The organism is Burkholderia sp. Tr-20355, from assembly GCF_017104685.1.
GTDB classification, from domain to species: domain Bacteria; phylum Pseudomonadota; class Gammaproteobacteria; order Burkholderiales; family Burkholderiaceae; genus Burkholderia; species Burkholderia seminalis.
Window position 1 is genome coordinate 41,502 of record NZ_JAAGPK010000020.1, and the last position, 25,798, is coordinate 67,299.

General features: G+C 66.5%; 31 protein-coding genes and 1 pseudogene. 12 read left to right on the plus strand and 20 right to left on the minus strand.

Features of this window, described 5'->3' with window-relative positions; all coding sequences use genetic code 11:
* Window positions 1-38: 38 nt before the first annotated feature.
* The 4 genes from G3N62_RS07775 to G3N62_RS07790 form a co-directional block, all read right to left on the minus strand.
* Complete coding sequence (locus G3N62_RS07775; RefSeq protein ID WP_124670184.1) at window positions 39-1,085, minus strand: nucleotidyl transferase AbiEii/AbiGii toxin family protein; 1,047 nt, start codon at window positions 1,083-1,085, stop codon at window positions 39-41.
* Complete coding sequence (locus G3N62_RS07780) at window positions 1,085-1,795, minus strand: DUF6088 family protein (protein ID WP_034188569.1); 711 nt, start codon at window positions 1,793-1,795, stop codon at window positions 1,085-1,087. Before G3N62_RS07780 ends, G3N62_RS07775 begins: the two co-directional genes overlap by 1 nt.
* 208 nt (window positions 1,796-2,003) lie before the next feature.
* Entirely contained in the window at window positions 2,004-2,471 is a 468-nt protein-coding gene (locus G3N62_RS07785) for a cupin domain-containing protein (RefSeq protein WP_034188570.1), read from the minus strand.
* Window positions 2,472-2,598: 127 nt separating this feature from the next.
* On the minus strand, window positions 2,599-3,822 hold the full coding sequence (locus tag G3N62_RS07790; protein ID WP_034188571.1) for a Zn-dependent hydrolase: 1,224 nt from the start codon (window positions 3,820-3,822) through the stop codon (window positions 2,599-2,601).
* A 144-nt stretch (window positions 3,823-3,966) separates the two neighbouring features.
* Between G3N62_RS07790 and G3N62_RS07795 the strand changes: the two genes are divergently transcribed.
* The gene (locus G3N62_RS07795; RefSeq protein ID WP_124670185.1) at window positions 3,967-4,884 is read left to right on the plus strand and encodes a LysR substrate-binding domain-containing protein; all 918 of its coding nucleotides are present in this window, start codon (window positions 3,967-3,969) and stop codon (window positions 4,882-4,884) included.
* A gap of 3 nt (window positions 4,885-4,887) precedes the next feature.
* Here the strand turns inward: G3N62_RS07795 and G3N62_RS07800 are convergent, their stop codons facing one another.
* Together G3N62_RS07800 and G3N62_RS07805 are read right to left on the minus strand one after the other, a co-directional pair.
* Entirely contained in the window at window positions 4,888-6,240 is a 1,353-nt protein-coding gene (locus G3N62_RS07800) for an aminotransferase class V-fold PLP-dependent enzyme (RefSeq protein ID WP_049030126.1), read from the minus strand.
* A 31-nt stretch (window positions 6,241-6,271) separates the two neighbouring features.
* On the minus strand, window positions 6,272-6,571 hold the full coding sequence (locus tag G3N62_RS07805; RefSeq protein WP_034188574.1) for a helix-turn-helix domain-containing protein: 300 nt from the start codon (window positions 6,569-6,571) through the stop codon (window positions 6,272-6,274).
* A gap of 344 nt (window positions 6,572-6,915) precedes the next feature.
* On the opposite strand from G3N62_RS07805, the gene G3N62_RS07810 reads away from it, so the two are divergent.
* The 4 genes from G3N62_RS07810 to G3N62_RS07825 all read left to right on the plus strand — a co-directional run bounded on the left by G3N62_RS07810 (window position 6,916) and on the right by G3N62_RS07825 (window position 9,767).
* Entirely contained in the window at window positions 6,916-7,233 is a 318-nt protein-coding gene (locus G3N62_RS07810; protein WP_124670186.1) for a co-chaperone GroES, read from the plus strand.
* 81 nt (window positions 7,234-7,314) lie between these two features.
* The gene (groL, locus tag G3N62_RS07815; RefSeq protein WP_124670187.1) at window positions 7,315-8,937 is read left to right on the plus strand and encodes a chaperonin GroEL; all 1,623 of its coding nucleotides are present in this window, start codon (window positions 7,315-7,317) and stop codon (window positions 8,935-8,937) included.
* 106 nt (window positions 8,938-9,043) lie between these two features.
* Window positions 9,044-9,298 (plus strand): hypothetical protein, encoded by a 255-nt coding sequence (locus G3N62_RS07820; protein ID WP_034188622.1) that lies wholly within the window; start codon window positions 9,044-9,046, stop codon window positions 9,296-9,298.
* Between the two features lie 127 nt (window positions 9,299-9,425).
* Window positions 9,426-9,767 carry a hypothetical protein gene (locus tag G3N62_RS07825; RefSeq protein WP_034188576.1) on the plus strand — a complete coding sequence of 114 codons (342 nt, stop codon included), beginning with the start codon at window positions 9,426-9,428 and terminating at the stop codon, window positions 9,765-9,767.
* 93 nt (window positions 9,768-9,860) lie between these two features.
* Here G3N62_RS07825 and G3N62_RS07830 read toward each other — a convergent pair whose 3' ends face one another.
* From G3N62_RS07830 to G3N62_RS07840, 3 genes are all read right to left on the minus strand, one after another.
* Window positions 9,861-10,424: an Hsp20/alpha crystallin family protein gene (locus G3N62_RS07830; RefSeq protein ID WP_124670197.1), complete on the minus strand. Its 564-nt coding sequence runs from the start codon at window positions 10,422-10,424 to the stop codon at window positions 9,861-9,863.
* Window positions 10,425-10,555: 131 nt separating this feature from the next.
* Complete coding sequence (locus G3N62_RS07835) at window positions 10,556-10,963, minus strand: Hsp20/alpha crystallin family protein (protein ID WP_124670188.1); 408 nt, start codon at window positions 10,961-10,963, stop codon at window positions 10,556-10,558.
* Window positions 10,964-10,978: 15 nt separating this feature from the next.
* Window positions 10,979-11,419 carry an Hsp20/alpha crystallin family protein gene (locus G3N62_RS07840; protein WP_049028889.1) on the minus strand — a complete coding sequence of 147 codons (441 nt, stop codon included), beginning with the start codon at window positions 11,417-11,419 and terminating at the stop codon, window positions 10,979-10,981.
* 249 nt (window positions 11,420-11,668) lie between these two features.
* Here G3N62_RS07840 and G3N62_RS07845 point away from each other — a divergent pair, with 249 nt between their 5' ends.
* Window positions 11,669-12,091, plus strand: coding sequence for a hypothetical protein (locus G3N62_RS07845; RefSeq protein WP_034188580.1), 423 nt, complete (start codon window positions 11,669-11,671; stop codon window positions 12,089-12,091).
* Window positions 12,092-12,136: 45 nt separating this feature from the next.
* On the opposite strand, the pseudogene G3N62_RS07850 reads toward G3N62_RS07845, so the two are convergent.
* A pseudogene (locus tag G3N62_RS07850) lies at window positions 12,137-12,472 on the minus strand (class I SAM-dependent methyltransferase); the annotation flags it as partial.
* 3 nt (window positions 12,473-12,475) lie between these two features.
* Entirely contained in the window at window positions 12,476-13,363 is an 888-nt protein-coding gene (locus G3N62_RS07855) for a LysR family transcriptional regulator (protein WP_034191147.1), read from the minus strand.
* Between the two features lie 126 nt (window positions 13,364-13,489).
* On the opposite strand from G3N62_RS07855, the gene G3N62_RS07860 reads away from it, so the two are divergent.
* A complete protein-coding gene (locus G3N62_RS07860; RefSeq protein ID WP_124670189.1) occupies window positions 13,490-14,527 on the plus strand; it encodes an aldo/keto reductase in 1,038 nt (345 codons plus the stop codon).
* 208 nt (window positions 14,528-14,735) lie between these two features.
* Window positions 14,736-15,212 (plus strand): GNAT family N-acetyltransferase, encoded by a 477-nt coding sequence (locus G3N62_RS07865; protein WP_124670190.1) that lies wholly within the window; start codon window positions 14,736-14,738, stop codon window positions 15,210-15,212.
* Between the two features lie 186 nt (window positions 15,213-15,398).
* Here G3N62_RS07865 and G3N62_RS07870 read toward each other — a convergent pair whose 3' ends face one another.
* Window positions 15,399-16,124, minus strand: a complete 726-nt coding sequence (locus G3N62_RS07870; protein ID WP_206141218.1) for a class I SAM-dependent methyltransferase — start codon at window positions 16,122-16,124, stop codon at window positions 15,399-15,401.
* Between the two features lie 190 nt (window positions 16,125-16,314).
* On the opposite strand from G3N62_RS07870, the gene G3N62_RS07875 reads away from it, so the two are divergent.
* Complete coding sequence (locus G3N62_RS07875; protein ID WP_034189609.1) at window positions 16,315-17,304, plus strand: hypothetical protein; 990 nt, start codon at window positions 16,315-16,317, stop codon at window positions 17,302-17,304.
* 222 nt (window positions 17,305-17,526) lie between these two features.
* Entirely contained in the window at window positions 17,527-18,120 is a 594-nt protein-coding gene (locus G3N62_RS07880) for a DUF4410 domain-containing protein (RefSeq protein ID WP_034189610.1), read from the plus strand.
* Window positions 18,121-18,268: 148 nt separating this feature from the next.
* On the opposite strand, the gene G3N62_RS07885 is transcribed toward G3N62_RS07880, so the two are convergent.
* On the minus strand, window positions 18,269-18,694 hold the full coding sequence (locus G3N62_RS07885; protein WP_124671315.1) for a hypothetical protein: 426 nt from the start codon (window positions 18,692-18,694) through the stop codon (window positions 18,269-18,271).
* Between G3N62_RS07885 and G3N62_RS07890 the strand changes: the two genes are divergently transcribed.
* Complete coding sequence (locus G3N62_RS07890) at window positions 18,684-19,493, plus strand: TlpA disulfide reductase family protein (RefSeq protein ID WP_124671316.1); 810 nt, start codon at window positions 18,684-18,686, stop codon at window positions 19,491-19,493. The two genes, G3N62_RS07885 and G3N62_RS07890, sit on opposite strands and share 11 nt — an antisense overlap.
* Before the next feature lie 84 nt (window positions 19,494-19,577).
* Window positions 19,578-20,429 (plus strand): ion transporter, encoded by an 852-nt coding sequence (locus tag G3N62_RS07895; RefSeq protein WP_241013016.1) that lies wholly within the window; start codon window positions 19,578-19,580, stop codon window positions 20,427-20,429.
* A gap of 59 nt (window positions 20,430-20,488) precedes the next feature.
* On the opposite strand, the gene G3N62_RS07900 is transcribed toward G3N62_RS07895, so the two are convergent.
* From G3N62_RS07900 to G3N62_RS07930, 7 genes are all read right to left on the minus strand, one after another.
* The gene (locus G3N62_RS07900) at window positions 20,489-21,160 is read right to left on the minus strand and encodes a MarC family protein (RefSeq protein ID WP_034189612.1); all 672 of its coding nucleotides are present in this window, start codon (window positions 21,158-21,160) and stop codon (window positions 20,489-20,491) included.
* A gap of 149 nt (window positions 21,161-21,309) precedes the next feature.
* Window positions 21,310-21,762, minus strand: a complete 453-nt coding sequence (gene arsN2, locus G3N62_RS07905) for an arsenic resistance N-acetyltransferase ArsN2 (RefSeq protein WP_034189613.1) — start codon at window positions 21,760-21,762, stop codon at window positions 21,310-21,312.
* A gap of 111 nt (window positions 21,763-21,873) precedes the next feature.
* Window positions 21,874-22,596, minus strand: coding sequence for an arsenical resistance protein ArsH (arsH, locus tag G3N62_RS07910; protein ID WP_034189614.1), 723 nt, complete (start codon window positions 22,594-22,596; stop codon window positions 21,874-21,876).
* Window positions 22,597-22,618: 22 nt separating this feature from the next.
* Complete coding sequence (arsB, locus tag G3N62_RS07915) at window positions 22,619-23,692, minus strand: ACR3 family arsenite efflux transporter (protein ID WP_124671317.1); 1,074 nt, start codon at window positions 23,690-23,692, stop codon at window positions 22,619-22,621.
* A 63-nt stretch (window positions 23,693-23,755) separates the two neighbouring features.
* Entirely contained in the window at window positions 23,756-24,250 is a 495-nt protein-coding gene (locus G3N62_RS07920; RefSeq protein ID WP_059560036.1) for an arsenate reductase ArsC, read from the minus strand.
* A gap of 22 nt (window positions 24,251-24,272) precedes the next feature.
* Window positions 24,273-24,608 (minus strand): metalloregulator ArsR/SmtB family transcription factor, encoded by a 336-nt coding sequence (locus G3N62_RS07925; RefSeq protein ID WP_034189617.1) that lies wholly within the window; start codon window positions 24,606-24,608, stop codon window positions 24,273-24,275.
* Between the two features lie 115 nt (window positions 24,609-24,723).
* Entirely contained in the window at window positions 24,724-25,710 is a 987-nt protein-coding gene (locus tag G3N62_RS07930) for a serine protease (protein ID WP_124671318.1), read from the minus strand.
* Window positions 25,711-25,798: the final 88 nt, after the last annotated feature.

Genomic DNA, 25,798 nt, shown 5'->3' on the forward strand with positions numbered 1-25,798 from the left:
AGTAACGACACGCAACCAGACTCAAGCCTGAATTCGCATCACGTGTCGGATCGGGCATTGATCGTTGCCTCCAGGCGCTCCACACTCGCCAACACGTCGGCTAACGAAGGTACCTCGTGGAATATCATTCCGGTCATGGCGGTATAGTCCCGTCGCAGAGCATCCAGCATCCCGGCGGACGGCATCAGCGTAAACGTACCGTGCCGAGCAATGTCCAGTCGCAAATCCGGACTACCGAAAAACAAACGGGCATGGCGAGCACAATCTTCGGCCAGTTCGATATTCCCTATCCATTTTGATGCTTCAGGACTACTGAGCAGTTGGTGTACATCGTAATAGTGCCGGGAGACTCGCTGACCTCCGTGACGCAATTCCCCACGCTGCTCGAACCATTGCCGTATTCCATGCAGGATCACGACTTTGTCCCAGAAAGTTCGCTCGGGCTGCACGGTCGTCACGTTCATCACACGTAAATCAAGATGCGGAAGATCGTCCGCGACGTAGGGCTTGATGATCGCCATCGTGTGCGGGTCCAGCGCTGATTTTGCGCCGGACTCGATCTTGACCGCGGAACGGATGTACTCGCCTTGTCGAACCGTCGCCGTGGGATACCAGAAAAGCAGACTTTGCCCATCCGCATCGTCGAAGTCGGACTGCAACGTAAAACCCTGAGAGACGAGCCGTGTAGCGCAGGCATGCAACCCTGCGTGGAAGTCCCCTTGAATGAAGGTCCGGCACGCATTACGTATCGCATCGAGCCGGTGGCGACGCTGCTTTCCGCTCAGTGCCTCAAGATCCGTCGGCTCGACAGGCTGCCCGAGATCACCCCGAAACACCGTAATGTCGATGTCTTCCGAAAAGCGGGAAATCAACCCGAACCCCTTGGACAAGGACGTGCCGCCCTTGAACAGGAGACGGGGGCCGCCCCGAGGCAGCCCGTTGAACAGCGCATCCAGAACCCAACATACCCAGAAGTCTTTCTCGACGTTCTGCACCGTCGTGCCAAGGCGCGTCGCCGTGCCGACGAACAAATCGCGACGATCCACGTCACTGGCTGCGATGATTTCCCGAAATGCTTCGTTCATCAAGCACCCCTACCCGCACCCGGCAAAACTGTTTTGCCATCCGACACTTCGGAGATTCGCTGCAAGGGCAAATCGGCGAGCCGCTGAGCGAAAATGGGAATGTCACGCAGGAATTCCTGCATCCATGTCGGCAAATGTGAAAATCCCAACGCGAGGTCAGCGGAAATCACGTGTCCGTATTTCGGGTCCGCAAGGATCGCCCCGAGCCGGCCACGCACCCTGTCCCCGTCTACCGGCAGGGTGTCCTTGAGCCAATGGAGCGCCTGTACGACACGCATCGCGGGTCGACCTGCCCAATAAAGGCGACTGGGAGCTGTCTGCTTGAAATCGATGCGCAATTCGCCCAGTTGAACGGCACGTCGGCGCGCGTCGGTGTGAATGGTCACGCGCGCAGGCACCCCGTCCGTCAGCCCGAGGTCATTAGCCGCCGTCATGCCGTCGACCAGCAGACGCAACTGATCGCGACGGGCAATTGCATCGAGCACGGCACGATAATCGGGAGCCGTCGGCCGCTTGGTCAGCGGATTGAGGGACGGGAGGTCGTACAGCCCCCGGTCGATGCGACGCAGGGTTCCACTGGCGACCAGACGTTGTAACGTCTTGTCTATCACGTCGCGCGAGCCAAGATGCGCAAAGTCGGTCGGCACCCAGACAGTGCCTGGGTCCGCCGCGCGAACGAGCGTGAAGATGCGGGTACTGATATCCGACATGCGAATTCTCCTTGTCCGAAATTTGTATACTTTTTCCGGACAAATATCAACCGTGACGTGTCCGAAAAAATGCTACAAATTTCGGACAAATCTCCCCTTCGAGGAGCGAGTGGTCGGACGGCGGGAAGCGGGAAAATCGACTACACGGATGTCAGTGCCTGCCGGTTGCACGAGCCCTAGCATGGGGCAATCAGGCTCGGGAACCGAATCAGCGTTGCTTCGGCAGATCGACGTAATCCTCGAGTTCCCCGGCGATATAAAGCCGCTTGCCAATTCGCGGGTATTCGCAGACGTCGTGTTCGAGCCGCTGCCCGCCGACGAGCAGTTCCAGCGGCGCATCGCCGGTGTTCTGCACCGTATGCGCTTCGCCGCCGCGCGGGAAGCCGATGAAATCGCCCGGCCCGATTTCACTGGCGCGTTCGCCGATCGTGACCGAACCCGTGCCGGCCAGCACGTAGACGAACTCCTCTTCGTACAGGTGGCGGTGATATTCGGCCGATTCGTGACCGGGCATCAGCGTGAGCAGGTGAACACCGAATTGCGTCAGGCCGGTCAGGTCGCTGAGTTGTCGCTTGAGACGAACGGCATTGGGATTCAGCGAATGCACCGCGCGCGTCGGTTCCATCTTCTCGATATCGGCGGCCTTCAGCAGTTCCCGGGGAAAGGGAGTCGACATGGGGATCTCGCAAGCGTGAATGCGTCAGTTGAATGCGGCGCCGGCGCGGCGCGCGCAGCGGTCATTGTCCGACATTTTCACGCTTGCAAGGCGCGTCAGGCCGCCCCTGCGACGCGGCCAACCTGGGCTAACGCGCGCAATCGGCCAGCAGGTTCGCCAGCACGGACGCCCCTTGCGCGAGGTGCACCGGATCGGCGTCTTCCGCTTCGTTGTGGCTCAGGCCGGCCTTGCACGGCACGAACACCATCGCGGACGGCGCGACGTACGACAGGTTCACCGCGTCGTGCCCCGCGCCGCTGCACATCTCCAGGTACGGATAGCCGGCGGCGGCGGCGGCCCGCCGCACGCGTGCGACGCATTCCGCATCGAACACCACCGGCTCGTATTCGGCGATGGTCTGCACTTCCACCGTCGTACCGCGCAGCGCGGTGCGCCGCAAGCAGATCGCTTCGATGTCGGCGACGAGCTGCTGCAACGCCGGCCGCGACGGGTGACGCACGTCGACGCTGAAGCGGACCTTGCCCGGTATCGTGCTCGGCGAATTCGGCTGGCACGCGACATGGCCGACCGTCACGCGCGCATCGGCGTCGAATGCGTGGCCGTGCTCGACGATCGCGGCGATCATCGCGGCCGCCGCGCCCATCGCGTCGCGGCGCACGCTCATCGGCGTCGTGCCTGCATGCGACTCGAAGCCGCTCACCGTGACGTCGAGTTCGTAGATGCCCTGCACGCCCGTCACGACGCCGATCGGCAAGCCGGCCTGCTCCAGCACCGGCCCTTGTTCGATATGCGCTTCGAAATACGCGTTGGGCATCTGCCGCTCGCGCGCGGGGCCGGCGAAACCGGTGCGTTCGAGTTCGTCGCGCAGCAGCACGCCCGTCTGCATGCACGGGCGGGCCAGCGCGTAGTCGAGATCCAGCGAGCCGGCATAAACGGCCGAGCCCATCATGCCCGGCGTGAAGCGCGAACCCTCTTCGTTGGTCCACGCGACGACGTCGATCGGATGCCGCGTTTCGATACCGTGCTCGTTCAGCGTGCGGATCGCTTCGAGGCCCGCCAGCACGCCGTAGACACCGTCGAAACGTCCGCCGAGCGGCTGCGTGTCGAGATGGCTGCCGCACATCACGGCCGGCAGGTCGGGCTGCGTGCCGGGCCGGCGCGCGAACACGTTGCCGATCGGATCGATGCGGACCTCGCAGCCGGCTGCCTCGCACCATGCGATGAAGCGGCGCCGGCCCCGCGCGTCGTCGTCGGTCAGCGCGAGCCGGCAGCTCCCGCCGTGCGCGGTCGCGCCGATCGTCGCCATCTCCATCAGCGAATCCCACAGCCGTTGCTGGTTAACGAGAATCATCGCGACCGCTCCTGAAAAGCCCCGAGCATATACACTCGACCCAATAAGAAAAATCCAAGATTTCGTTGTGGACGATAACTTTTCCTTGTCACCCGGGGTTCCACCCGACACCCTGCGCCTTCCCCGCAACCGGATCGATCGGTCATGAAGCTCAAGCAACTCGATGCGTTTCTCGCGGTCGCCGAGCATCGCACCATTCGCGGCGCGGCGCGCGCGCTCGGCGTCACGCAACCGGCCATCAGCAGCATCGTGCGCGAGCTCGAACAGGAGTTGGGCGTGCCGCTCGTCGTGCGCAGCGTGAAAGGGATCGAACTGACCGACTACGGCAGCGCGTTCGCGATTCGCGCGCGGCTGATCGTCGAGGAGATCCAGCGCACGCGCGACGAGATCGAGCAGTTGCGGCTGGGCACGACCGGCTCGGTGTCGATCGCGGTCAGTCCGACCGTCGCGTTGACGATCCTGCCGCGCGCGTTCGCCGCATTCACGCGCGACCTGCCCGACGCGACACTGAACGTCGACGACGCGCTCACCGCGACGGATCTCGCGCGGCTGCGCGACGGTTCGCTCGATTTCATCGTCACGCATCAATTGTCGAACGCGATGCCGGACCCCGACGCGTTCGCGAGCATTCCGTTGTTCCGGACCGCGTTCGCGGTCGTCGCGAGAAACCGGCATCGGCTCGCGCGCGCCCGCTCGCTGCGCGAGCTCGTCGATGCGCACTGGTGCGTGCCGCGCTACGGCGAAGGCGGGGACGATCTGGTGCGCTCGATCTTCACGCCGTTCGGCCTCGACGTGCCGAAGCGGGTGGTTCACTGCCCGTCGTTTGCCGCGACGCTCGGGCTCGTGTCGCAGACGGATGCGCTCGGCGTGTTCGCGCGGCCGCTCGCGGACGTCGAACGCAAGTCGCGCGGAATCGTCACGCTGGATCTCGCCGAGCCGATGCCCGCGTTGACGGTTGCGATCGTGATGCGGCGGCATGCATGGCTGACACCGGCCGCGCTACACCTCATCGAATGCCTGAAAGTTGCATCCGCAACCATCACGGCCACGGCCGACGCGTGACGCTCAGCGCACGTGCACGCCGCGCAGCTCCGTCAGCAATGCGACGAGCCGGTCGATGTGCGCATCTTCCGTGCGCCACGACGACACGCTGATCCGGAACGCCGGCCGCCCCTGCCACACGGTCGCGCCGAACCATACGTCGCCCGAGGCCTGCGCGGCGTCGAGGACCGCCGCGGTTTCCGCGTCGGTGCCGGCGCGCACGAGCACCTGGTTCAGCACGACGCGGTTCAACACGTCGTAGCCGGCCGCCCGCAGCCCGTCCGCGACCCGCGCCGCCTGCGCGCAATGCCGTTCGACCATCGTGGCCACACCGGCGCGGCCGAGCGCACGCAGCGCGGCCCAGACGGGGATGCCGCGCGCACGCCGCGAGAATTCGAGGTTCAGGTTCTTCTGCGCATCGTGCGCGCCGCTCAGGTAGACGGCGTCGCTGTTCATCGCGGTGGCAAGCGCGGCCGGGTCGCGGCAGATCACCATCGCGCCGTCGTACGGCGTGTTGAGCCACTTGTGGCCGTCGGTCGTCCAGCTGTCCGCGCCGTCGATGCCGTCGGTCAGCGCGCGCTTCGCCGACGCGCGCGCCCACAGGCCGAACGCGCCGTCCACGTGTACCCAGGCGCCGGCCGCCTTCGCGGGCGGAATCAGCGCCGCGAACGGATCGAATTCGCCGGTGTTCACTTCGCCGGCCTGCACGCAGAGGATCGTCATGTCGTCGAGCGGCGGCAACTGCGCGGGGTCGATGCGGCCGTGCGCATCGACGGGCGCGACGACGATGCGCTTCATCCCGAAACCGAGCACGCGCAGCGCCTTTTTCACCGTGATGTGCGCGAGCGCGGAGATCACGACCTTCACTTCCGGCGCGCCGATCAGGCCGTCCTCGTCGATGTCCCAGCCCTTGCGCGCGAGCAATGCGCGCCGCGCGGCCACCAGCGCGACGAGCGTGCAGGCCGTTGCGCTCGTGCCGAAGCCGACCGCGCTGCCTTCGGGCAACGCGAGCACGTCGACGACCCAGCGCGCGGCCTGCCGTTCGAGCGTCGCGGCCACCGGCGAATTCGCATACGACGACGCGCACTGGTCCCACGCAAGCATCAATCGTTCGGCCGCGGCGGCAGCCGGCAGCGTCGCGCCGATCACGAAGCCGAAGTAGTTCGGGCCGTTCGATGCGACCGTCGCGGGCGTGCCGCGCTCGTCGAGCAGGCGCAGCACGTCGTCGGCCGGGCGGCCCGTATCGGGCAGCGGTTCGTCGAAAGCGGCGAGACCGGCCAGCGCGGCCGCGTCGGGAAACGCGCGCCGGTCGGCGGTTGCAGCCAGATACGCGTGCGCGCGCCGGTCGGCGTCGGCCAGCAGTGCGAGTTCGTCCATGTCGGTTGCCTCGGTGGGAATCAGCGGTGCGTCAGAGTTGCGAGAGATCGCGGCCGAGCTGCTGGAGCGCGCCGTCGATCCGCTTGTAGTACGTGAACTTGCCGACACGCGTGGCCCGCACGAGCCCGGCATCCGCGAGGATGCGCATGTGGCGCGTGGTCGTGGCCGGCGCGATGCCGAGCTTCTCGGTGATGTACGTGCAGCACACGCCGAGCGCGTCGATATCGCCGTGCGGCTGCGGCGGGAAATGCTCGCGCGGCTGCTTGAGCCAGCGCAGCACGGCCAGACGGCTTTCGTTGGCCAGGGCGCTGATGCGGGTGACGTCGTCCATGAGATGCGGTTTCGTTTGACGTTTTGAATATTAGCTAAATGACGAAACGTGGGCAAGGGGGCGAACGGCGATGTCGGCGGGCGATGTCGTTCGCCGTTCAGGGGCACCGCCATGCGACGCGATCGCGCCTCATATGCCCTCGGCACGGTCCCTCACCTCCTGCCATCGCCACGAAACAATTTGTTACAAATAGCCGTTTTCACCCCCTCTTGAAGCGCGCGACGGGCGCCTCTATTTCGCAATCCGCCAGACATTGGCTCGGCTGCATGGCGGCGTTCCACGCGCCCCGCTACCCGCAGCCGGATTCCCTTATTGGTGATCCTTTAATCGCTCAGGAGATGGAAATGCAGATTCGTCCCCTCTACGACCGGGTTATCGTCAAGCGAATCGAAACGCAGCGGACGACGGCTTCGGGCATCGTGATACCCGATTCGGCGGCGGAAAAACCGGAACAAGGCGAAATCGTCGCAGTCGGCAACGGCCGGCTGCTGCAGGACGGCACGCTGCGCGCGCTCCAGTTGAAAGTCGGCGACCAGGTGCTCTTCGGCAAATACGCGGGCCAGACCGTCAAGGTGGACGGCGAGGAACTGCTGGTCATGCGCGAAGAGGACGTCATGGGCGTACTCGAACCCGGCTCGCAAACCGCCCGACAAGCGGCCTGACACCCGCTTCGACCGCGCCGCACCGGTGTTGGCCCGGTGTGCGCGGCATTCCGATCAACGACTTTTTCCGGAGCAATCAAAATGGCTGCAAAAGACGTGAAATTCAGCGACGGCGCGCGTAACCGCATCGTCAAGGGCGTGAACGTGCTGGCCGATGCGGTGAAGGTGACGCTCGGTCCGAAGGGCCGCAACGTGGTGATCGAGCGCAGCTTCGGCGCGCCCGTGATCACCAAGGACGGCGTGTCGGTCGCGAAGGAAATCGAGCTGAAGGAGCGCTTCGAGAACATGGGCGCGCAGATCGTCAAGCAGGTCGCGTCGAAAACCGCCGACGTGGCCGGCGACGGCACGACGACCGCCACCGTGCTCGCGCAGGCCATCGTGCAGGAAGGCATGAAGCATGTCGCGGCCGGCCTGAATCCGATGGACCTGAAGCGCGGCATCGACAAGGCCGTCGGTGCGGTGCTCGACGAGCTGCGCACGCTGTCGAGGCCGATCTCGACCCACAAGGAAATCGCGCAGGTCGGCGCCATTTCCGCGAACGCGGACGAGGCGATCGGCAAGATCATCGCCGACGCGATGGAGAAGGTCGGCAAGGAAGGCGTGATCACGGTCGAGGACGGCAAGTCGCTCGACAACGAGCTCGACGTGGTCGAAGGCATGCAGTTCGATCGCGGCTATGTCAGCCCGTACTTCATCAACGATCCGGACAAGCAGGCCGCCTATCTCGACGACGCGCTGATCCTGCTGCACGACAAGAAAATCTCGAGCATTCGCGATCTGCTGCCGATTCTCGAGGCCGCATCGAAGGCCGGCAAGCCGCTGCTGATCGTCGCGGAAGATGTCGAGGCCGAAGCGCTCGCGACGCTCGTCGTGAATGCGATGCGCGGCATCCTGAAGGTCGCCGCCGTCAAGGCGCCGGGCTTCGGCGACCGGCGCAAGGCCATGCTCGAGGACATCGCGATCCTGACCGGCGCGACGGTCATCTCCGACGAAACCGGCAAGCAGCTCGACAAGGCCACGCTCGACGAGCTCGGCCGCGCGAAGCGCGTCGAGGTGCGCAAGGACGACACGATCATCATCGACGGCGCGGGCGACGCGGCGCGCATCGATGCGCGCGTGAAGTCGATCCGCGTGCAGATCGACGAAGCGACGAGCGACTACGATCGCGAGAAGCTGCAGGAGCGCGTGGCGAAGCTCGCGGGTGGCGTCGCCGTGATCAAGGTCGGCGCGGTCACCGAAGTCGAAATGAAGGAAAAGAAGGACCGTGTCGACGATGCGCTGCATGCGACGCGCGCGGCGGTCGAAGAAGGGATCGTGCCCGGCGGCGGGGTCGCGCTGCTGCGCGCACGCGCGGCGCTGTCGGACCTCAAGGGCGCGAACGCCGATCAGGATGCCGGCATCCGGATCGTGCTGCGCGCGCTCGAGGCACCGCTGCGCGTGATCGTGTCGAATGCAGGCGACGAGCCGTCGGTCGTGATCGCGAAGGTGCTCGAGGGCAAGGGCAACTTCGGCTACAACGCGGCGACCGGCGAGTACGGCGATCTCGTCGAGGCAGGCGTGGTCGACCCGACCAAGGTCACGCGTACGGCGCTGCAGAACGCCGCGTCGATCGCGGGGCTGATCCTGACGACGGACGCAACGGTCGCCGACGCCCCGAAGGACGAAAAGCCGGTGCAAGCCGCCGCACCGGAACTCGAGTACTGACCCGGCAGCGGGTCGTGCACGCGCCGGCCAACAGTCGCGGCCGGCGCCATTCGTTCGGCGCCGCACGCTGCCATTCACGCGGCGCCGCTTTTTTCCGGCGACCGACATGAAACTCGAACTCTGCATCGACTCGAAACGGCTCGACATCGAACTCGACGACGTCGTGGCCGGACTGCTGGCCGCCCGGCTGAACCTGCCCGCGGGCACGGACAACCGGGACGCGCTCGCGCGCTATCTCGGCAAACAGGGCGAGCCCTGGAGCCTCGACGAAGAGCACATGCGCAGGCGCATCCTTCGCCGCCTGATTCTGGATATCGCCGACCCGGCGCTGGTCATCCGGCATCTCATGGCCGGCGAATGAACTCGACCGGCCCATCGGGCCGGAGCCGAGGCTGCGGCGTCACAGGCGCGCGCCTCGATCGTCCTGCCATCCCGCTGAATCGGACATCACCATGCCCAGCGAACCTCGTTCGTCCGTCCGCTCGTCGATGGGGCTGCCTGCCGGCGTGCTCGGGCGTGACTACCTGACGTTCTTGCAACTGGCAGTCGATGACGCGCTTCTCGGCAACGCGTCAAGCGACGTCGAAGCGCTGGAAGAAGCGAAAACCGCGATCCGGCTGGGCGCCATGCGCGCGGCACGGCCGGCGATGAAAGTGTTCTTCGACGGCTGCCGGTTCTGGCTCGCCAGTCACTTTCACCGCTACGAGGCGGCCCGTCGGCTCGGTGCCCGTCATCAGGAATTCTGGTGCGAGATCGCACCGGGGCCGAAGGACGATGCCGTGAGACATGCGTCGAGCGTCGCCGGCTTCACGCCCGTCCGTCATTCCTGACCGGCGGACAAAAAACCGGCCGCGCCGCGGCCTGCGCCAACCGCCCGGTGCGCCCGGTATCCGGCCGCCGCCCCGGCACGTTGCCGGTCTGGCCTAGTGGATCTCGATCGTGCGACTCAGGGTCCGCGCCGGCTCGGATTTCGGCACGGTCAGCGTCAGCACACCGTTGTCGAACTTCGCCAAGGTACGGTCGGGGTCGGCGTTTTCCGGCATCGGGATCGTGCGCACGAAGCTTCCATGGGCACGCTCCAGCCGGTAACAGCCGTTTTCCTCGCTGCGCACGTCCTGCTTTTTCTCTCCGCGCAGCACGATCGCGCCGTCCTCGACGCTCACCTTCAGATCCTCGCGCACCATTCCGGGCAGTTCGGCGGTCACGCGAAGCACCGGCCCTTCATCGACGACGTCGATGCGCGGCTGGAAGCGCGACGAACTGAAGTCGCCGAACCATCGTTCGAGCGCGCCACGGCCGGCGAACGGGTCATGAAGGAACGTCTCCACGACACGCCACGGCTCCCGCGAGCGCAGTCGCGGAATGTCGGGCCACGAGGCCTGCCACGGTTCGCTCGTTTGCGGGTTTTCCGGACCGTCCCCGTCGGACTTGCGGGCCGCGCCGCGCAGGAACTTGAACGGGTTCCATTTTTTCGGATCGGTATTCATGGCGTCCTCCGATGATGTCCTTTCCCGGGATTGCCGCGTGACAGCGGACGCCGGTGCCCCCTGCGTCCGGTTCGCGACGGGCGGCCGCACGGTCGCGGCCGCCCAGGCTCCCGATTTGCCGTTGACGAAGGTCAACCGGTCTTGACTTCGATGCGCCGCGGGCGCGCCTCGTCGCGACGTGGGAGGGTCAGTTTCAACACGCCGTCCCGGAGGCTCGCCTCGATCTTCGACGTGTCGAAGTCCGGCGACAGCGTGAACGTCCGCGCGAAGTGCGGCTCCCGGACCTCCGCATGCTGCAGGCGCAGTTGGGCGGGCGTCGGCACCGCCGCCTCGGCCTCGATCGAGAGGCTGCCGTCGTGAACCTTGACGTCCAGCTTGTCCTTCGTCACGCCGGGCAGATCCGCCCACAGGGTGATGCCCTGGCTGTCCTCGTATATGTCGACGGCCGGCGTGAGGGTGATCCGGCGCGCGGGCTGTTCCGTGGCGCGACGCGTGACGGCGGACGGGTCGCGTTCAGCCAGTTGGGTCGTGTCGTTCATGATCGCCTCCTTGCGTTACTGGACAGAGATGGCGCGCGGCCTCGACGACTCGCGCTTGCCGACGCTGATCGACAGGCAGCCGTTGTCGTAGCGCGCCTGGACCTTGTCGGGATCGGCCGTGTCGGGCAACTCGATGACGCGCCGAAAGGTGCCGGCAAAGCGCTCCTGCGCATAGGTGCGCGTCTCGCTTCCCGTGTCGGGTTGGGTCGACCGCCGCTCGCCGCTGATGATCAGCAGTCCCTTGTCGATCGACACATCGAGTGCGTTGGCATCGATTCCCGGCGCGAATGCGACGATCTCGATCGACTCGTCGGTCGCGCCGATGTTGATCTGCGGAAACGTGCCGGACCGGCCGGCGCGGATGCTGGACGGGAAGCCGCCGAAGCGTTGCGCCATCTGCTGCTGCAGGCGGTCCAACTCGCTGAAGAAGTCGGTTCCGAAGTAAAGATCGCTCATGATCGTATCCTCCTCGAGTGCAGCCGGGAGGCGAACGGGCCTACGCGCTCCAGTTCGCCTGCCGGACTGCCGGCAAACAAATCGAAACACGCAGCGCGCGGGATGAGGTCACTCGCGCGTCTGCCTAAGCGAAAATCAAGATAGGCACTCCGCGGAAAATTTCAAGCCGGGCCGGCGGATTTTCGCACTTGAAATTCCGGTGCTGGAACCTATCATCGCAGCGACCCGGAACTGCATGCGGAGAACGTCATGGAATTCGACACGGACTGGCTCACGCTGGGCAGGCATCGCGTCCGGCTGCGCTCGACGAAAGGCTTTCCGACCGAAACGATGCGCACCGTGACCGAGGTCGTCCGGCTCGCGATCGACCACAACATGAGCGCGCGGGCGCGGCTCGTCGAAGTCGTCTGCCGGCAGGAGCGGACCTACGACGTGCTGGTCGGCACGACGATGGCGGAGGACCAGGTTTGTGCACCGCAACTTGAAGCGGCGGTGGCGGTCGTGCTGGGCCTGCTGCCCGAGCAGATCAACATCACGGTCACCCCCGTCACGCAAAAGGAGGTCGACCTGCACTTCGGCGTGTACGAGCGGATGCTGTCGGAGAAGCTGAGTACGACGCCACCGATCCGCGGACCGGCCGGTCCGCCGCCCGAAAACAGCCTGGCCGGATGACGGGAAGGCCGTTGCGCCGGGTGTGCCACGTCGGACGTTCACCCCGACCGGCCGCGCCTTGATCCACCGAAACAGCGGCATACGCGCCCATTGCCTCAGTTGATCCGTATCGGCGTGATCGGGCTGCGGCCCGGCGAAGCCGCCGCGATCGCGAAACGGATGCACGAGCGAGATGAACAGCAGCCCGTCCGGCTTCAGCACGCGGCGCGCCTCGTGCAACGCGCGCTGCATGTCGTCGAGGTCCATCAGCACGTTGTACGTCATCACGAGATCGAAGCTGGCATCGTCGAACGGCAGCGCCGCCGCGTCGGCCAGTTGATAGCGATGCGCGGAATCGGCATGACGCGCGGCGTCGAGCATCGCGGGCACCGCGTCGCTCGCGTGTCACGTCGTCGCCAGCGCCTGCGCCAGCCTGTCGATCAACGCACGCACGCGCCTCGGCTGCGCGGCGCTGCCCGGATAGACGATCTGCAGATCGACGTCGCCCGGCGAGAACGCACCGAGCACCTCGACCAGTGCGCCGGACGCCAGATCCTGTTCGACGTCGACCAGCGACTTCAGCGCAACGCCATGCCCCGCGATGCACCACGCGCGCACGAGCGCGCCGTCGTTGGCCACGCGGCGGCCACGCACCATCACGCGCTTCGGTTCGCCATCGATGCTGAACGGCCATTCGGCATACAGGTCCGGCCCGAAGCGCATCACGATGCAGTCGTGAGCGGCGAGCTCGTCCGGATGCACCGGCGTGCCGTGCGCGGCGAGATACGCAGGCGACGCGCACACCACGCGCCGCGCGCGGCCGAGCAAACGGCTGCGCAGCGAACTGTCCGCAAGCGTGCCGCGGCGGATCGCGAAATCGAGCCCCTGGCCGACGAGATCGACGTAGCCGTCGCCGAGATGCAGGTCGACCGTCACGCCTGGATGCTCGGCCAGAAACGCATCGACGACGGGCACCACGCGCTCGCGCCCGAGATCGGCCGGCGCACTCAGCCGCACGGGCCCCGACAATGTCTGCACGCCGAGCCGCACGCGGCTTTCGAGTTCGTCGGCCTCGGCCAGCAGGCGCCGCGCGCCGTCGACGAGCGTGCGGCCCTCGTCGGTCAGGCTGATCGCGCGCGTCGTGCGCGTGAGCAACGCCGCGCCGTAGTGGCGCTCGAGCGCCGTCAGCCGCTCGGACACCGTGGCCGGCGACAGGCCGACCTCGCGGCCCGCCGCGGCCAGCCCGCCCTTCTCCACGATGCGCAGGAACAGCGCGAGGTTGTCGAGCAGCATTGTTCGCCTCTTCCGAAGGATATTTTCGCTATCTTCAGGATTATCAGGAAAAGTCGCAAACGATACATTGAGTGGCCGACGATCGACATGCGGCCCCGCTCGCTCACCCGACCAAAGGAAACGCAGATGGAATACCGTACGCTCGGCCGTTCCGGCCTCAAGGTTCCCGTCCTGAGCTTCGGCGCAGGCACCTTCGGCGGCACCGGCCCGCTGTTCGGCGCATGGGGCAACACGGGCGTCGATGAAGCGCGCCGCCTCGTCGACATTTGCCTCGAAGCCGGCGTCAACCTGTTCGACACGGCCGACGTGTATTCGGACGGCGCGTCCGAGCGCGTGCTCGGCGCGGCGATCAAGGGGCGTCGCGACCAGGTGCTGATCTCGACGAAAACGGGCTTGCCGACCGGCGACGGTCCGAACGATGCAGGCACATCGCGCGCGCGGCTCGTGCGCGCCGTCGACGACGCACTGCGCCGCCTCGACACCGACTACATCGACCTGCTGCAGCTGCACGCATTCGATGCGGGCACGCCGGTCGAGGAAGTGATGTCGACGCTCGACGATCTCGTGCGCGCGGGCAAGCTGCGCTACATCGGCGCCTCGAACTTCGCCGGCTGGCAGATCATGAAATCGCTCGCAGCGGCCGATCGGCACGGCTGGTCGCGCTATGTCGCCAACCAGGTCTACTACTCGCTCGTCGGCCGCGACTACGAATGGGACCTGATGCCGCTCGGCGCCGACCAGGGCCTCGGCGCACTCGTGTGGAGCCCGCTCGGCTGGGGCCGGCTCACCGGCAGGATCCGCCGCAACGCGCCCCTGCCCGAAGGCAGCCGCCTGCATGAAACGGCCAGCTACGGGCCGCCGGTCGACGACGCACGCCTGTACGACGTGGTCGATGCACTCGACGCGATCGCGGAGGAAACCGGCAAGACGGTGCCGCAGATCGCGCTGAACTGGCTGCTGCAGCGGCCGACCGTGTCGTCGGTGATCGTCGGCGCGCGCAACGAGGAACAGTTGCGGCAGAACCTCGGCGCGGTCGGCTGGGCGCTGACCGATGCGCAGGTCGCGAAGCTCGATGCGGCGAGTGCTGTCGAAGCGCCTTATCCGTACTTCCCGTATCGCCGGCAGGCGGCGTTCGCGCGGTTGAACCCGCCGCTGCGCGGGTAAGCCTCCTCGCCGTACCCGTCCGCGCATCCCGAACGTGTTGCCGGGTCGTCATGATCCTGTTGTGCGGCCGCTTGCGCGTTGGCCGTGGCACCATGAAATGCCGCCGGCCTGGGCCTACCCATGGTGCCGTGAACTTCCTATCGTGGAGACCTGCGACGCGTCGGCAGGATCGGCCGCGCGCGCCCTTCTCATCGAAAGGCCCGCCAACATGAATGCCAACGACACCGGACTGGCCGTACGCGCGGTCACGGAAGACGACTACGACCAGTGGCTGCCGCTGTGGGACGGCTATAACCGCTTCTACGGCCGTTTCGACGACACGGCCCTGCCGATGCGCATCACGCAGCTCACGTGGTCGCGCTTCTTCGACGCCTACGAACCGGTGCATGCGCTCGTCGCCGAGCGCGCAGGCCGGCTCGTCGGGCTCGTGCATTTCCTGTATCACCGCAGCACGACGCTGGCCGGACCGACCTGCTACCTGCAGGACCTGTTCACGCTCGACAGCGAGCGCGGCCAGGGCGCCGGCCGCGCGCTGATCGAGGCCGTGTACGACACCGCGCGTGCGCGTCGCGCCGAACGCGTGTACTGGCAGACGCACGAGACGAATCACACGGCGATGCGGCTGTACGACACCGTCGCGGAAAAGCCGGGGGCCGTGCTCTACCGGAAGGAGTTGTCGCGCTGAAAGGGATGAAAACAGGTGTCGGAATGCTGGCCGTCTCACGTCGACAAGCCACAGTAGCCCAGGGGATACGAGATCCGTCGTTCCATCGGTTTCTGCATCCCCACGGCTACCCGTTCAACGCGTCAATTCATGTTCTCATCCGGACAGGCGAACCCATCGTCGTCGCCCGACCTTGACCGCCCGCGCTCACCCCACCGGCCGCGCCTTGATCCACAAAAACAGCGGCACGCGCGCCCATTGCTTCAGTTGATCCGTATCGGCGTGATCGGGCGGCGGCTCGCGTAGCGACACGATCGCGAGCCACGCCGCTTCCAGCGCTTCCATGTACGCCTGCAGCGGCAGCGACCAGCCCGCGAAGTGCATCGACAGCCCGTCGCGCGTTTCCACGCCGTCGAAATGCGCGCGCCCGAAATAGCTGCCCTTCAGCACGAACGGCGCGTCGGGCTGCGGCCCCGCGAAGCCGCCGCGATCGCGGAACGGATGCACGAGCGAGATGAACAGCAGCCCGTCCGGCTTCAGCACGCGGCGCGCCTCGTGCAACGCGCGCTGCATGTCGTCGAGGTCCATCAGCACGTTGTACGCCATCACGAGATCGAAGCTGGCATCGTCGAACGGCAGCGCCGCCGCGTCGGCCAGTTGATAGCGATGCGCGGAATCGGCATGACGCGCGGCGTCGAGCATCGCGGGCACCGCGTCGCTCGCGGTCACGTCGTAGCCGAGCGCCTTCAGCTCGCGGCTCACGCGGCCCTCGCCGCAGCCGATCTCCAGGGCGGTGCCGGTGCCGCGGCCGATGTAGGCCGCGAGCCCGGCGCGGTATTTCCAGAATGCGTCGTGGCCCGGCTTGCCGGCCCAGCCGATCCATTGGTCGGCCACCTGCGTCCAGTGTTCGGTGATGGCTTTCGTGTTCGTCATGTCCGCTTCCGCCCGGTATTCGTCGTTGCCCAGGATGCGCATGGTAAGCCGAAGCGGCGAACGGCGCGGGCGGATTGGCCATCCGGCCGGTTTCCGTTTCCGGCCGCGACGTCCTACAGTTACGGGAAACAACCCGTGCCGCCGCGCATCGCCCCGTTCGACGATGCGCACCCGATTCCGAGGAAAATCCATGCCGAGCATCCTGGCCGCCCCCGCCGATCTCCCGCCGAGCGCCGTCGCGGCGGAAACGCGCATGGTGCACGACGTCGCGACGCTGAAGCCGTCCGACTACCGTGCGGCGGACGGCGCGTCGTGGGTCATCTCGACCATCACGCCGGCAAAGGACAGCGGGCAGAACGTCACCGGCACGACGGTTTTCGACACCGCGAAAGGCCGCACCGTCCCGGTGCCCGACGCGCGCCGCCGCTACGCGAATCGCGGCACGTGGCAGGTCGTCGCGAGTTCGAGCCCCGCCGTGCCGGCGACGGGCCATTACGACTGGCTGACGCTCGCGTGGCTGCCGATCAACCGGCGGCCGCTGCCGCAAACGCCCGAGCACCTGTATTCGCCGTTCATTCACGGCGGCACGATCGTGTACCGGTGGAATCCGGCGGCGGAAGGCGGTGAGCAATTCGGCAACGTCAGGATGATCTTTCCGGCATGGACGCAGCAGGTGGCCGACGCGCTGCGATCTGCACCGGCAGCCGCGCCCGCCAGCGTGCCTGCGCTCGATCGGCTGAATGCCGACCGCAATCCGATGACCGCCGTGCTCGACTTCGGCGACGCGCTGCGCGACGAACCGGTCGAGCGGATCGTCGCGCGGCTGCCGGCGTTGCTGCAGGTCAAGGACCTGCATGAACTGTCGGCGCTCGTGTTCCTGTGCCTGTCCGGGTCGCGCGCCGAAGACCGGCCGCGTCTCGTCGAAAGGATCGACGCAGCCATCGCGGGCACCGATGACCCGGCACGCCTGCTGGCAATCGCGTACGGGACGTTCGCCGCGGGGCGGGCGCAACCGGTACCGTTTGGCGACCCGGCGCGGATCGCACTCATCAACGACGTATTCGGCGCGCTGAAACGGCGGACGTCGGCACTCGGCGTACCGGTTACGGAAGGGTCGCCGTGGTACGAGTTCTTCACCGCGTATCGGCTAGGCGAATCGGCATCCCGCAACGGCCAGTAATCGCTCGTCAATAGACGACCTCGCAAACGCAATGGCGAATCCCCATCGCCGTCCACCACTCACCGTGCATTGTCCCGGCCATTCATTGGCGTACTCACACCGCGACGAATAAACACCGATTCGATTTTCGATCTATTCGTCGAATTGAATCCGGTCGCCCCGTGTTAAATTCCCGCCCGGCCACAGAGCCAATTCAAATAACCCAAATCAAAAGACCAAATCATGAAATCTCTTTTCCGCCACGCCGCGCTGGCATTCGTGACGATCGGCTTCCTGTCGGGCTGCGCCAGCAGCGTGACACGCGACGCCAGCGATCCGGCCGGGGCCGCCGTGACCGCATCGACGACGAAATTCGGCACGAAACCCGTGATCGTGAAGGTCACGCTCGACAATGCCGCGCAGGAAGCGTTGAAAGACAACCTGAAGTTCGACGCGAAGAAACTGCAGGAAAAAATCGAAAGCGCACTGGATGCACGCAAGCTGCTGGCAAAGGCGGATTCGACCGATGCCATGCATCTGAACGTCGAAGTCAACAGTATTCGCGTGCGCTCGAGCTTCTCCGCCGTCATGTTCGGTTTCATGGCCGGCAACGATCACGTCGACGGCACCGTGACGCTGCTCGACGCCGACAACCACCCGATCGACCGTTTCAAGGTGTCGGCATCGTATGCACTCGGCGGCATCGCCGGCGGGATGGACGACACGCGCATGAACTGGCTGTACGAGAAGTTCACCGAGAAGACGCTGACCACGCTCGAACCGGCGGCCGGCGCGCAGCAGGCTGACGCGGCACCGGCTGCTTCGAAGAAGCTGTAAGACTCGACGCTCGACGGGCCGCGGATGCGCGGCGCGTCGAGCCACGGCGGCATCCCCGTGCCGCCGGCGACGAACGGCCGCGCCGAGCGCAAGCCGGGCGTCAAGCAATGCGCGAGTGAATGCCCTGTGCTCGCATGTGGCAGCGTTCCTATTCCGTTGAACCAGCCGATATGAACCGGATTGCGGCCGCGCCCACCGACCGCCACAAGGCATTCACGCCCGCATGCACCGCGCTGAAAAAGCGGCCGCTCGCAAAAGGAGCGGCCGTCAAGGAGAGATCCCTGTTCGGGATACCGGAGGACACCACATCTCGCCGGTATGCGTATTGTTGACGAGCGGTATTCCGCTGACCATCAGACCAGTCTGATTCGCAGCCCTTCCGAATGTCGGTCACGGTCCTGCTCCACGCGCGTTCACCGAATCCGCAACACGCCGTTACGTTCTCGAAGGGAACCGCGTTGCGCGGCAACCGGTCGAAACGCCGCATGACCGTCGACGGTTTCATCGCCGCGGCGGACAATCCCTTCTCCTTCCCCGCTCGTTCACCTCCACCCATCCCTTTCATGCTGAGCATCGGTCCCTTCTCGATTCGCGTCGTCGCGGTCGCCGTCGCCGCGCTGCTGGCGTGGCTCGTCGCGCGTTTCATCCAGCGCCGCCCGCCTGACGGACATCACAAGACCGCCTCGAGCCTGATCCTGGACGTGCTGCTGCTCGGGCTGATCGCCGCGCGCGCCGGCTACGTCGCGCAGTGGTGGCCGGACTATGCGGCATCGCCGCGCTCGATCGTCGCGCTCGGCGACGGCGGTTTCGACTGGCGTATCGGTGTTGCGGCCGCCCTGGTGTTCGCGGGCTGGCGCTTGCGCCGCCTGCCCGCGCTGCGTCGACCGGTGTTGGCCGGCATCGTCGCGGGCCTCGGTGCGTGGGGGATCGCGCAAGGCACGCTGGCGACGTTGCAGCAGAGCGCCGCGCCGCTGGCCGCGCTGCAACTCCGCGCGCTCGATGCCGCGCCCGTGTTGCCGGCAAGCTTCGTCGGCAAGCCGGTGGTCGTGAACCTGTGGGCGACGTGGTGCCCGCCGTGCCAGCGCGAAATGCCGATTCTCGAACAGGCGCAGCGCGACCATCCCGACATCACGGTGCTGATGCTCAACCAGGGCGAAAATGCGCAGGTCGTGCGCGCATTCCTCGAACAAAAGGGCCTGCGCTTCGATCACGTGCTGCTCGATCCGTCGCTGCATGCGATGCATGCGTACGGCTCGCGCGGGCTGCCGACCACCTTGTTCTTCAACGCGCGAGGTGAACTCGTCGAGTCGCACATGGGCGAGCTGACCGCCGCGCGGCTGAAGGACGCCATCGCGCAACGCTTCGGGCAGTAACGCCCGCGGGGCGGCCGGTTGGGCGGCACCGGAATCAGACACGTCCGATAGGCCCTGCGGCGCGTCGTCCGTACACTCGGGCGCATGAATTCGCTGAATCCAACCTCATTCGACACGGTACGCGATGCCGTCCGGCAATGCGTGCATCGTCCGTCGTTCATCCGCAAGCTCGACGTCGCGGTACTCGCGCTGATCGTCGCGAGCGTGCTCGTCGTGATGGCCGACAGCGTGCAGGAACTGCACGCGCAATACGGCCGCACGCTCTACGCGGCCGAATGGGCGTTCACGCTGCTGTTTTCGGCCGAATACCTGCTGCGTCTGTTCACCGCGAAGCGGCCCGCCGCGTATGCGCGCAGTTTCTTCGGCATCGTCGATCTCGTGTCGGTACTGCCGACCTATCTCGCGTTCTTCTTCCCCGGCCTGCATGCGCTGATCGACGTGCGGCTGCTGCGCTTGCTGCGCGTGTTCCGCATTCTCAGGCTGTCGATCTATCTCGAGGAAGGGCAGATGCTGATCCGCGCACTCGCGCGCGCGCGTCGCAAGATCTTCGTGTTCATCGGCGGGATGTTCGTGCTCGTCGTGATTCTCGGCACGGTGATCTTTCTCGTCGAAGGGCCCGAGCACGGGATCACGAGCATTCCGGTGGGCGTCTACTGGGCGGCGGTGACGATGAGCACGACCGGCTACGGCGATCTCACGCCCGTCACGCCGCTCGGCCGGCTGATCACGTCGTGCGCGATCCTGCTCGGCTACGGGATCATCGCGTTTCCGACGGGGATCATGGGCGCGGAACTCGTCGCGTCGGCGCTCGAGCGCAAGCGCGCGGGCGATGCACGTGCCGGCTGTTGTCCGCATTGCGGCAGCGTGTTGCCGAAGGACGATGCGGCCGGTGCCGCGGCGCACGATTCACGCCCGGCCACGCCGCCGGCGGAATAAGACCGGGCCGCTTCAGCTCGACTCCGCGACCACCGGCACGGGCGCCAGTCCCTTCTTCGTCATCCGCCCTGCCCGCCGAACGTCTTCACGAACTCCGACAGGCCCGTCAGCATGATCTGCACGCCGACGCACAGCAACAGGAACGCGGACACGCGCATCGCGACCTTCGTGCCCTCTCCACCGAGATAACGCGCGAGCGTCGTCGCGCGGCTGTAGGTCTGCCAGATCGCGAACGCGACCAGTGCCGCGACCGCCACCGACACCACACCCGACAACAGATAGTCGGCGGCCGTATGCGCGCGGTTCGCATGCAGCGCGATACCGGCCGCGATCGAGCCGGGCCCGATCGTCAGCGGCACCGTGAGCGGAAAAAACGCACGCGTCATCAGCTTCTGCAAGTCGTCACCATGCACGGCAACGTCGCCGCCCGCCGGCACGTCCGGCGCGTTCAGCATCGACCAGCCGGCCACCGCCACCGCGAAGCCGCCGCCGATGCGCAGCGCCTCCATCGAAATCCCGAAGAAGTTCAGCACCGGCGCGCCGACGAAGAAGATCACAAGCAGCGTGAAAAACACGTTCGTCGCGAGCTGCTTCGACAGCGTCGCGCGCTCGGCTTCGGTCAGCGATTGCGTGCGCTCGAGAAACACGAACGCCATGCCGAACGGGTTGATGATGCCGATCAGGCCCGTGAAGCCGAACAGGATTTCAGGGATCAGGCGGTCGAGCTGCATCGCGATCGTGCTCTCCGGTGACGAACGGGAATAAAAAAGCGGCCAGTCGAGAAGACCGGCCGCGAAGAGGAGATATCTCCATGATCCGGCACACGGGGTATGCCGGGCCGCAGAAACCGAATTGTCGGGAATGTGAACCGGGAAGGGAATCAGCCGAGTCCGATTCTGTCGTCGCAGACCATCAGCATCGCGACGGCCGATCCCGGACAGACACCCTGAAACTGGCTGGACGCCAACAACGGCTCGGGCACATCCTCGCGGGCAATACGGACGAAACCGTGCCCGGCGAAGTAGTCTTCCGCCGTCGTGGTCAGCAACCCGATCGACCGGACGGCCCGCGCGCGGCATTCCGCGAGCAGGCGGGCCACCAGCATCCGCCCGACGCCGGCGCGACGCGCGTGCTCGACGACGGCGATCGAACGCACGAGCGCATGGCGTCCGTGGAACTCGATTCCGCCACACCCCACGATGCCGGATGCCGCGTCGGCCACAACGAAATGCGGCAGAGACAAGGCGACGCCCTCGGTCGGCAAGCCGCTGGCTCGAAGCAGTGCTTCGATCGAGGCCAGATCGGACTCGGTCGCTTGACGAACAGGTACCATGGTTCCACTCCCGGTTTGCAGTGACGTCGCTGGATCCAGCACGCTCCAGCCAATCCAACGCCGCGCAACGAAACGTGCCTGAGCGTCTCGGCGTTGATTCGACAACGAACGCTAGATACGCGCTTGATTGACGCGTTTCGACAGTGCCTCCGCGCTTTCTTTCCGCTCGCTGTACCGGTCGACCAGATAGGGGCCGACGTCGCGCGTCAGCAGCGTGAACTTCACCAGTTCCTCCATCACGTCCACCACCCGGTCGAAATACGCCGACGGCTTCATCCGCCCGGCTTCGTCGAACTCCATGAACGCCTTCGCCACCGACGACTGGTTCGGGATGGTCAGCATGCGCATCCAGCGCCCCAGCACCCGCATCTGGTTCACCGCGTTGAACGACTGCGAACCGCCGCTCACCTGCATGACCGCGAGCGTCTTGCCCTGCGTCGGCCGCACGGCGCCGACCGACAGCGGGATCCAGTCGATCTGCGACTTCATGATCCCGGTCATCGCGCCGTGCCGTTCCGGCGAGCACCACACCATCCCTTCCGACCACATCACGAGTTCGCGAAGCTCGACCACCTTCGGATGATGCTCGGGCGCGTCGTCGGGCAGCGGCAGGCCGCTCGGATTGAACACGCGCACCTCGGCGCCCATCGCCGTCAGCAGGCGCCCGGCTTCCTCGACCAGCAGGCGGCTGAACGAACGTTCACGCAACGAACCGTAGAGCAGCAGCAGTCGCGGCGGATGGGTCGAAGGCGACGCCGGCCGCAGCCGGGCGGCGTCCGGCACGCGAAACAGCGCGGCATCGAGTTGCGGCAGATCGTTCACGTGGTCGGTCATGTCTGGATTCCCTGGTGTGTGCTCAGGTCCGGCGCGCGTACCAGTCCTTCGACCGGTTGACGATGCGCACGACCAGCAGCATCGCCGGCACCTCGATCAACACGCCGACGACGGTGGCCAGTGCCGCGCCGGAATGGAAGCCGAACAGGCTGATCGCGGCCGCGACCGCCAGTTCGAAGAAGTTGGACGCGCCGATCAGCGCCGACGGGCATGCGACGTCATGTTGCTCGCCGACCGCACGATTGAGCCAGTACGCGAGCGCCGAGTTGAAAAACACCTGGATCAGAATCGGCACCGCGAGCAGCGCGATCACCAGCGGCTGCTTCAGGACCGCTTCGCCCTGGAACGCGAACAGCAGCACGAGCGTCGCCAGCAGCGCGGCGATCGACCACGGGCCGATCTTGGTCATCGCGGCGTCGAACGCCGCGTTGCCGTGCGCGAGCAGACGCTTGCGCAGGATCTGCGCGAGGATCACCGGCATGACGATGTACAGCACGACCGACGTGAACAGCGTCGCCCACGGCACCGTGATCGCCGACATGCCGAGCAGCAGCCCGACCAGCGGCGCGAACGCGATCACCATGATGCTGTCGTTCAGCACGACCTGCGACAACGTGAACAGCGGATCGCCGCCCGTCAGCCGGCTCCAGACGAACACCATCGCCGTGCACGGTGCGGCGGCCAGCAGGATCAGCCCGGCGACGTAGCTGTCGAGTTGTTCCGCCGGCAGCAGCGGTGCAAACAGATGGCGGATGAACAGCCAGCCGAGGAACGCCATCGAGAACGGCTTGACCAGCCAGTTCACGACGAGCGTGACGCCGAGGCCTTTCACGTGCCGGCGCACGTCACGCAATGCGCCGAAGTCGACCTTGACGAGCATCGGGATGATCATCACCCAGATCAACAGCCCGACCGGCAGATTGACCTGTGCGTACGCCATCCGGCCGATCTGCTGGAACAGGCCGGGCAGCCACTGGCCAAGCGTGATGCCTGCCACGATGCATGACGCGACCCAGACCGTCAGGTAGCGTTCGAAGAAGCTGATCGCGGGTTGCGCGGCGGCCGCTCCGGGCGGCGTGACGGGGGACGTGTTCATCTGACAAGGTTCGTTTTCGAAGCCGCCGGCGGTCGCGTGTCGCGCACGCCGCGCGGCGCATGATCAGTTTTGCGAGATCCCGACCAGCGCTGCCTGGAGTTCGGCATCGCTGATGCGATCGAGCGGCAGCGCCAGCAACTGCAGCATCCGGTAACCGATCGCCTGCCGCGTCAGTTCGAACGCGAGACGCTTGCCTTCGTCGCCGCCCGTCGCGTTCGACGGATCGGCATAGCCCCAATGGATCTTCACGGGGCTGCCGGGCCAGTACGGGCACGGCTCCGACGCCGCGCTGTCGCACACGGTGATGACGACGCGCATGCGGGGCGCGCCGTCGCCGACGAATTCATCCCAGTTCTTGCTGCGGTAGCCGTCGACGTCGACGCCCGCGTTCGTCAGCGCCGCCAGCGCGAACGGATTGAGGCGGCCGCTCGGCGCACTGCCGGCGCTGTAGGCCCGCACGTCCTTGCCGAGTTTCGCGGCCCAGTGGTTGAGCATGCCCTCGGCCAGCACGCTGCGGGCCGAGTTGTGGGTGCAGAGGATCAGGACGTTCGTGGTCATGAAAGGCGGGCGCGAGCGCGCTTCAGGATTCGCAGGCGCCGGACGGCGCGCATGCCGGCACCGGCGAGCAAGGATGGCCGCCGCAGCAGTTCTCCGTGAGGTAGGCCAGCAGGCCGTTCATCGTCGCGAAGTTCGCGCAATAGAACACGAAGCGGCCTTCCTGCCGGCTGGTCACGAGCCGCGCATGCGCGAGTTCTTTCAAGTGGAAGGACAGCGACGACGGCGGGACCTCGAGCAGCGTGGCGATCTGGCCGGCCGGCATGCCTTGCGGCCCGGCCTGCACCAGCGCGCGAAACACCGCGAGGCGCGACTCGTGCGCGAGCGCCGCGAGAGCGGCAATGGTCTGGTTCGTTTCCATTATTCGATAATAGTCGAAATATGGAAACCAGGGAAGTCGCGTCGAGGCGCACGTCGCCCGAGAGCGCGCTGTCCCCGAGAAGAGATGCGCCGGGCCCGCACGCCACGCGTCCCGGTCAGCGCCCGATCAATCGCGTGTGGCTCGGCAGATCGACCGACAGATCGGTGCCGCCCGCGGCCGGCCGTGACGTGTCGCGCGTCACCGCGAGCCATTGCGTGAACTCGGCGGCAGTCATGCCGACGGCCTGGGCCGAACTCGACACCGGCGCGTCCGCCGTGCGTGCGGCCGGCTGCGCCTGCAGCGTCGCCTCGCGAGACGCGACGGCTGTGTTCGGCGCCGCGTCCCGTGCCTTCTTGCCGCGCAACGTGGCGGCAGGCTTCGCCGCCGCACGCGCCGCGACCGCGACCGGCTTCCTGCTTGCCGGCGAGGCGCGTTCCGCAAGCGGCGCCGCGGCTTCCGCAACGACGGCATCCGATGCGATGACCATCGCAATGGCAACCGGCGCGCTCGCCGACGCGCGGCCCGCCTGCGCCGCACGCGATTCCGCGGACACGGTTTTCGCCACGACGGTCGCCGCACGGGCCGCCTGTTCACCCGCCGACGCAGCACGATCGGCCGATACGATCGCGACTTCCGCGGATCGGCCGGTCGCCTGTGCAACCTCCGTGGCGGCGACCGCAGCCGTGGGCGCCACCGAGATCGACGCCTCGTACACCGCGCCGTGCCCGGCCGCATGCTGACGTTCATCGACGAAATGCGTCGCGAAGATGCACGCCGCGCCGAACAGCGCGCACGCCATCAACGTCAGCCGCCAGCGCCGGCGCAACGGATGCGGCCTGACCCACGCGCGGTTATCCGAACCGAAATCCTCCGCGCGCACGGCCTTCGCGGCCTTGTGCGCCTTCGTTGCGCGCGACGCGACCGCGGCCTGCGCCGAGGCCGGCGGCGCCGCGTGACGCGCGCGCTTCAGATCGAACACGACCGGAGTCGGCCGGCGGCTCGCCACGAACGGCCGGCGTCGCCGGCCGTACGGCGGCGGCACGTCCGAGAACGGAAGTGCGAGCGGAATCGCGTATTGCCCGGTGATGTCCTGCATGCTCATGATGTCGACGACGCATTGCGCGACCTCCGCCGCCGCAATCCGTGCTCCCGTAGTTGAACGAATGGCTCCGAGTATCGCCGTCGCACCG

Coding starts and splice junctions, on each gene's coding strand:
- G3N62_RS07775 (WP_124670184.1), bottom strand. CDS start 1,085: ATGAACGAAGCATTTCGGGAAATCATCGCAGCCAGTGACGTGGATCGT.
- G3N62_RS07780 (WP_034188569.1), bottom strand. CDS start 1,795: ATGTCGGATATCAGTACCCGCATCTTCACGCTCGTTCGCGCGGCGGAC.
- G3N62_RS07785 (WP_034188570.1), bottom strand. CDS start 2,471: ATGTCGACTCCCTTTCCCCGGGAACTGCTGAAGGCCGCCGATATCGAG.
- G3N62_RS07790 (WP_034188571.1), bottom strand. CDS start 3,822: ATGATTCTCGTTAACCAGCAACGGCTGTGGGATTCGCTGATGGAGATG.
- G3N62_RS07795 (WP_124670185.1), top strand. CDS start 3,967: ATGAAGCTCAAGCAACTCGATGCGTTTCTCGCGGTCGCCGAGCATCGC.
- G3N62_RS07800 (WP_049030126.1), bottom strand. CDS start 6,240: ATGGACGAACTCGCACTGCTGGCCGACGCCGACCGGCGCGCGCACGCG.
- G3N62_RS07805 (WP_034188574.1), bottom strand. CDS start 6,571: ATGGACGACGTCACCCGCATCAGCGCCCTGGCCAACGAAAGCCGTCTG.
- G3N62_RS07810 (WP_124670186.1), top strand. CDS start 6,916: ATGCAGATTCGTCCCCTCTACGACCGGGTTATCGTCAAGCGAATCGAA.
- groL (WP_124670187.1), top strand. CDS start 7,315: ATGGCTGCAAAAGACGTGAAATTCAGCGACGGCGCGCGTAACCGCATC.
- G3N62_RS07820 (WP_034188622.1), top strand. CDS start 9,044: ATGAAACTCGAACTCTGCATCGACTCGAAACGGCTCGACATCGAACTC.
- G3N62_RS07825 (WP_034188576.1), top strand. CDS start 9,426: ATGGGGCTGCCTGCCGGCGTGCTCGGGCGTGACTACCTGACGTTCTTG.
- G3N62_RS07830 (WP_124670197.1), bottom strand. CDS start 10,424: ATGAATACCGATCCGAAAAAATGGAACCCGTTCAAGTTCCTGCGCGGC.
- G3N62_RS07835 (WP_124670188.1), bottom strand. CDS start 10,963: ATGAACGACACGACCCAACTGGCTGAACGCGACCCGTCCGCCGTCACG.
- G3N62_RS07840 (WP_049028889.1), bottom strand. CDS start 11,419: ATGAGCGATCTTTACTTCGGAACCGACTTCTTCAGCGAGTTGGACCGC.
- G3N62_RS07845 (WP_034188580.1), top strand. CDS start 11,669: ATGGAATTCGACACGGACTGGCTCACGCTGGGCAGGCATCGCGTCCGG.
- G3N62_RS07855 (WP_034191147.1), bottom strand. CDS start 13,363: ATGCTGCTCGACAACCTCGCGCTGTTCCTGCGCATCGTGGAGAAGGGC.
- G3N62_RS07860 (WP_124670189.1), top strand. CDS start 13,490: ATGGAATACCGTACGCTCGGCCGTTCCGGCCTCAAGGTTCCCGTCCTG.
- G3N62_RS07865 (WP_124670190.1), top strand. CDS start 14,736: ATGAATGCCAACGACACCGGACTGGCCGTACGCGCGGTCACGGAAGAC.
- G3N62_RS07870 (WP_206141218.1), bottom strand. CDS start 16,124: ATGACGAACACGAAAGCCATCACCGAACACTGGACGCAGGTGGCCGAC.
- G3N62_RS07875 (WP_034189609.1), top strand. CDS start 16,315: ATGCCGAGCATCCTGGCCGCCCCCGCCGATCTCCCGCCGAGCGCCGTC.
- G3N62_RS07880 (WP_034189610.1), top strand. CDS start 17,527: ATGAAATCTCTTTTCCGCCACGCCGCGCTGGCATTCGTGACGATCGGC.
- G3N62_RS07890 (WP_124671316.1), top strand. CDS start 18,684: ATGCTGAGCATCGGTCCCTTCTCGATTCGCGTCGTCGCGGTCGCCGTC.
- G3N62_RS07885 (WP_124671315.1), bottom strand. CDS start 18,694: ATGCTCAGCATGAAAGGGATGGGTGGAGGTGAACGAGCGGGGAAGGAG.
- G3N62_RS07895 (WP_241013016.1), top strand. CDS start 19,578: ATGAATTCGCTGAATCCAACCTCATTCGACACGGTACGCGATGCCGTC.
- G3N62_RS07900 (WP_034189612.1), bottom strand. CDS start 21,160: ATGCAGCTCGACCGCCTGATCCCTGAAATCCTGTTCGGCTTCACGGGC.
- arsN2 (WP_034189613.1), bottom strand. CDS start 21,762: ATGGTACCTGTTCGTCAAGCGACCGAGTCCGATCTGGCCTCGATCGAA.
- arsH (WP_034189614.1), bottom strand. CDS start 22,596: ATGACCGACCACGTGAACGATCTGCCGCAACTCGATGCCGCGCTGTTT.
- arsB (WP_124671317.1), bottom strand. CDS start 23,692: ATGAACACGTCCCCCGTCACGCCGCCCGGAGCGGCCGCCGCGCAACCC.
- G3N62_RS07920 (WP_059560036.1), bottom strand. CDS start 24,250: ATGACCACGAACGTCCTGATCCTCTGCACCCACAACTCGGCCCGCAGC.
- G3N62_RS07925 (WP_034189617.1), bottom strand. CDS start 24,608: ATGGAAACGAACCAGACCATTGCCGCTCTCGCGGCGCTCGCGCACGAG.
- G3N62_RS07930 (WP_124671318.1), bottom strand. CDS start 25,710: ATGAGCATGCAGGACATCACCGGGCAATACGCGATTCCGCTCGCACTT.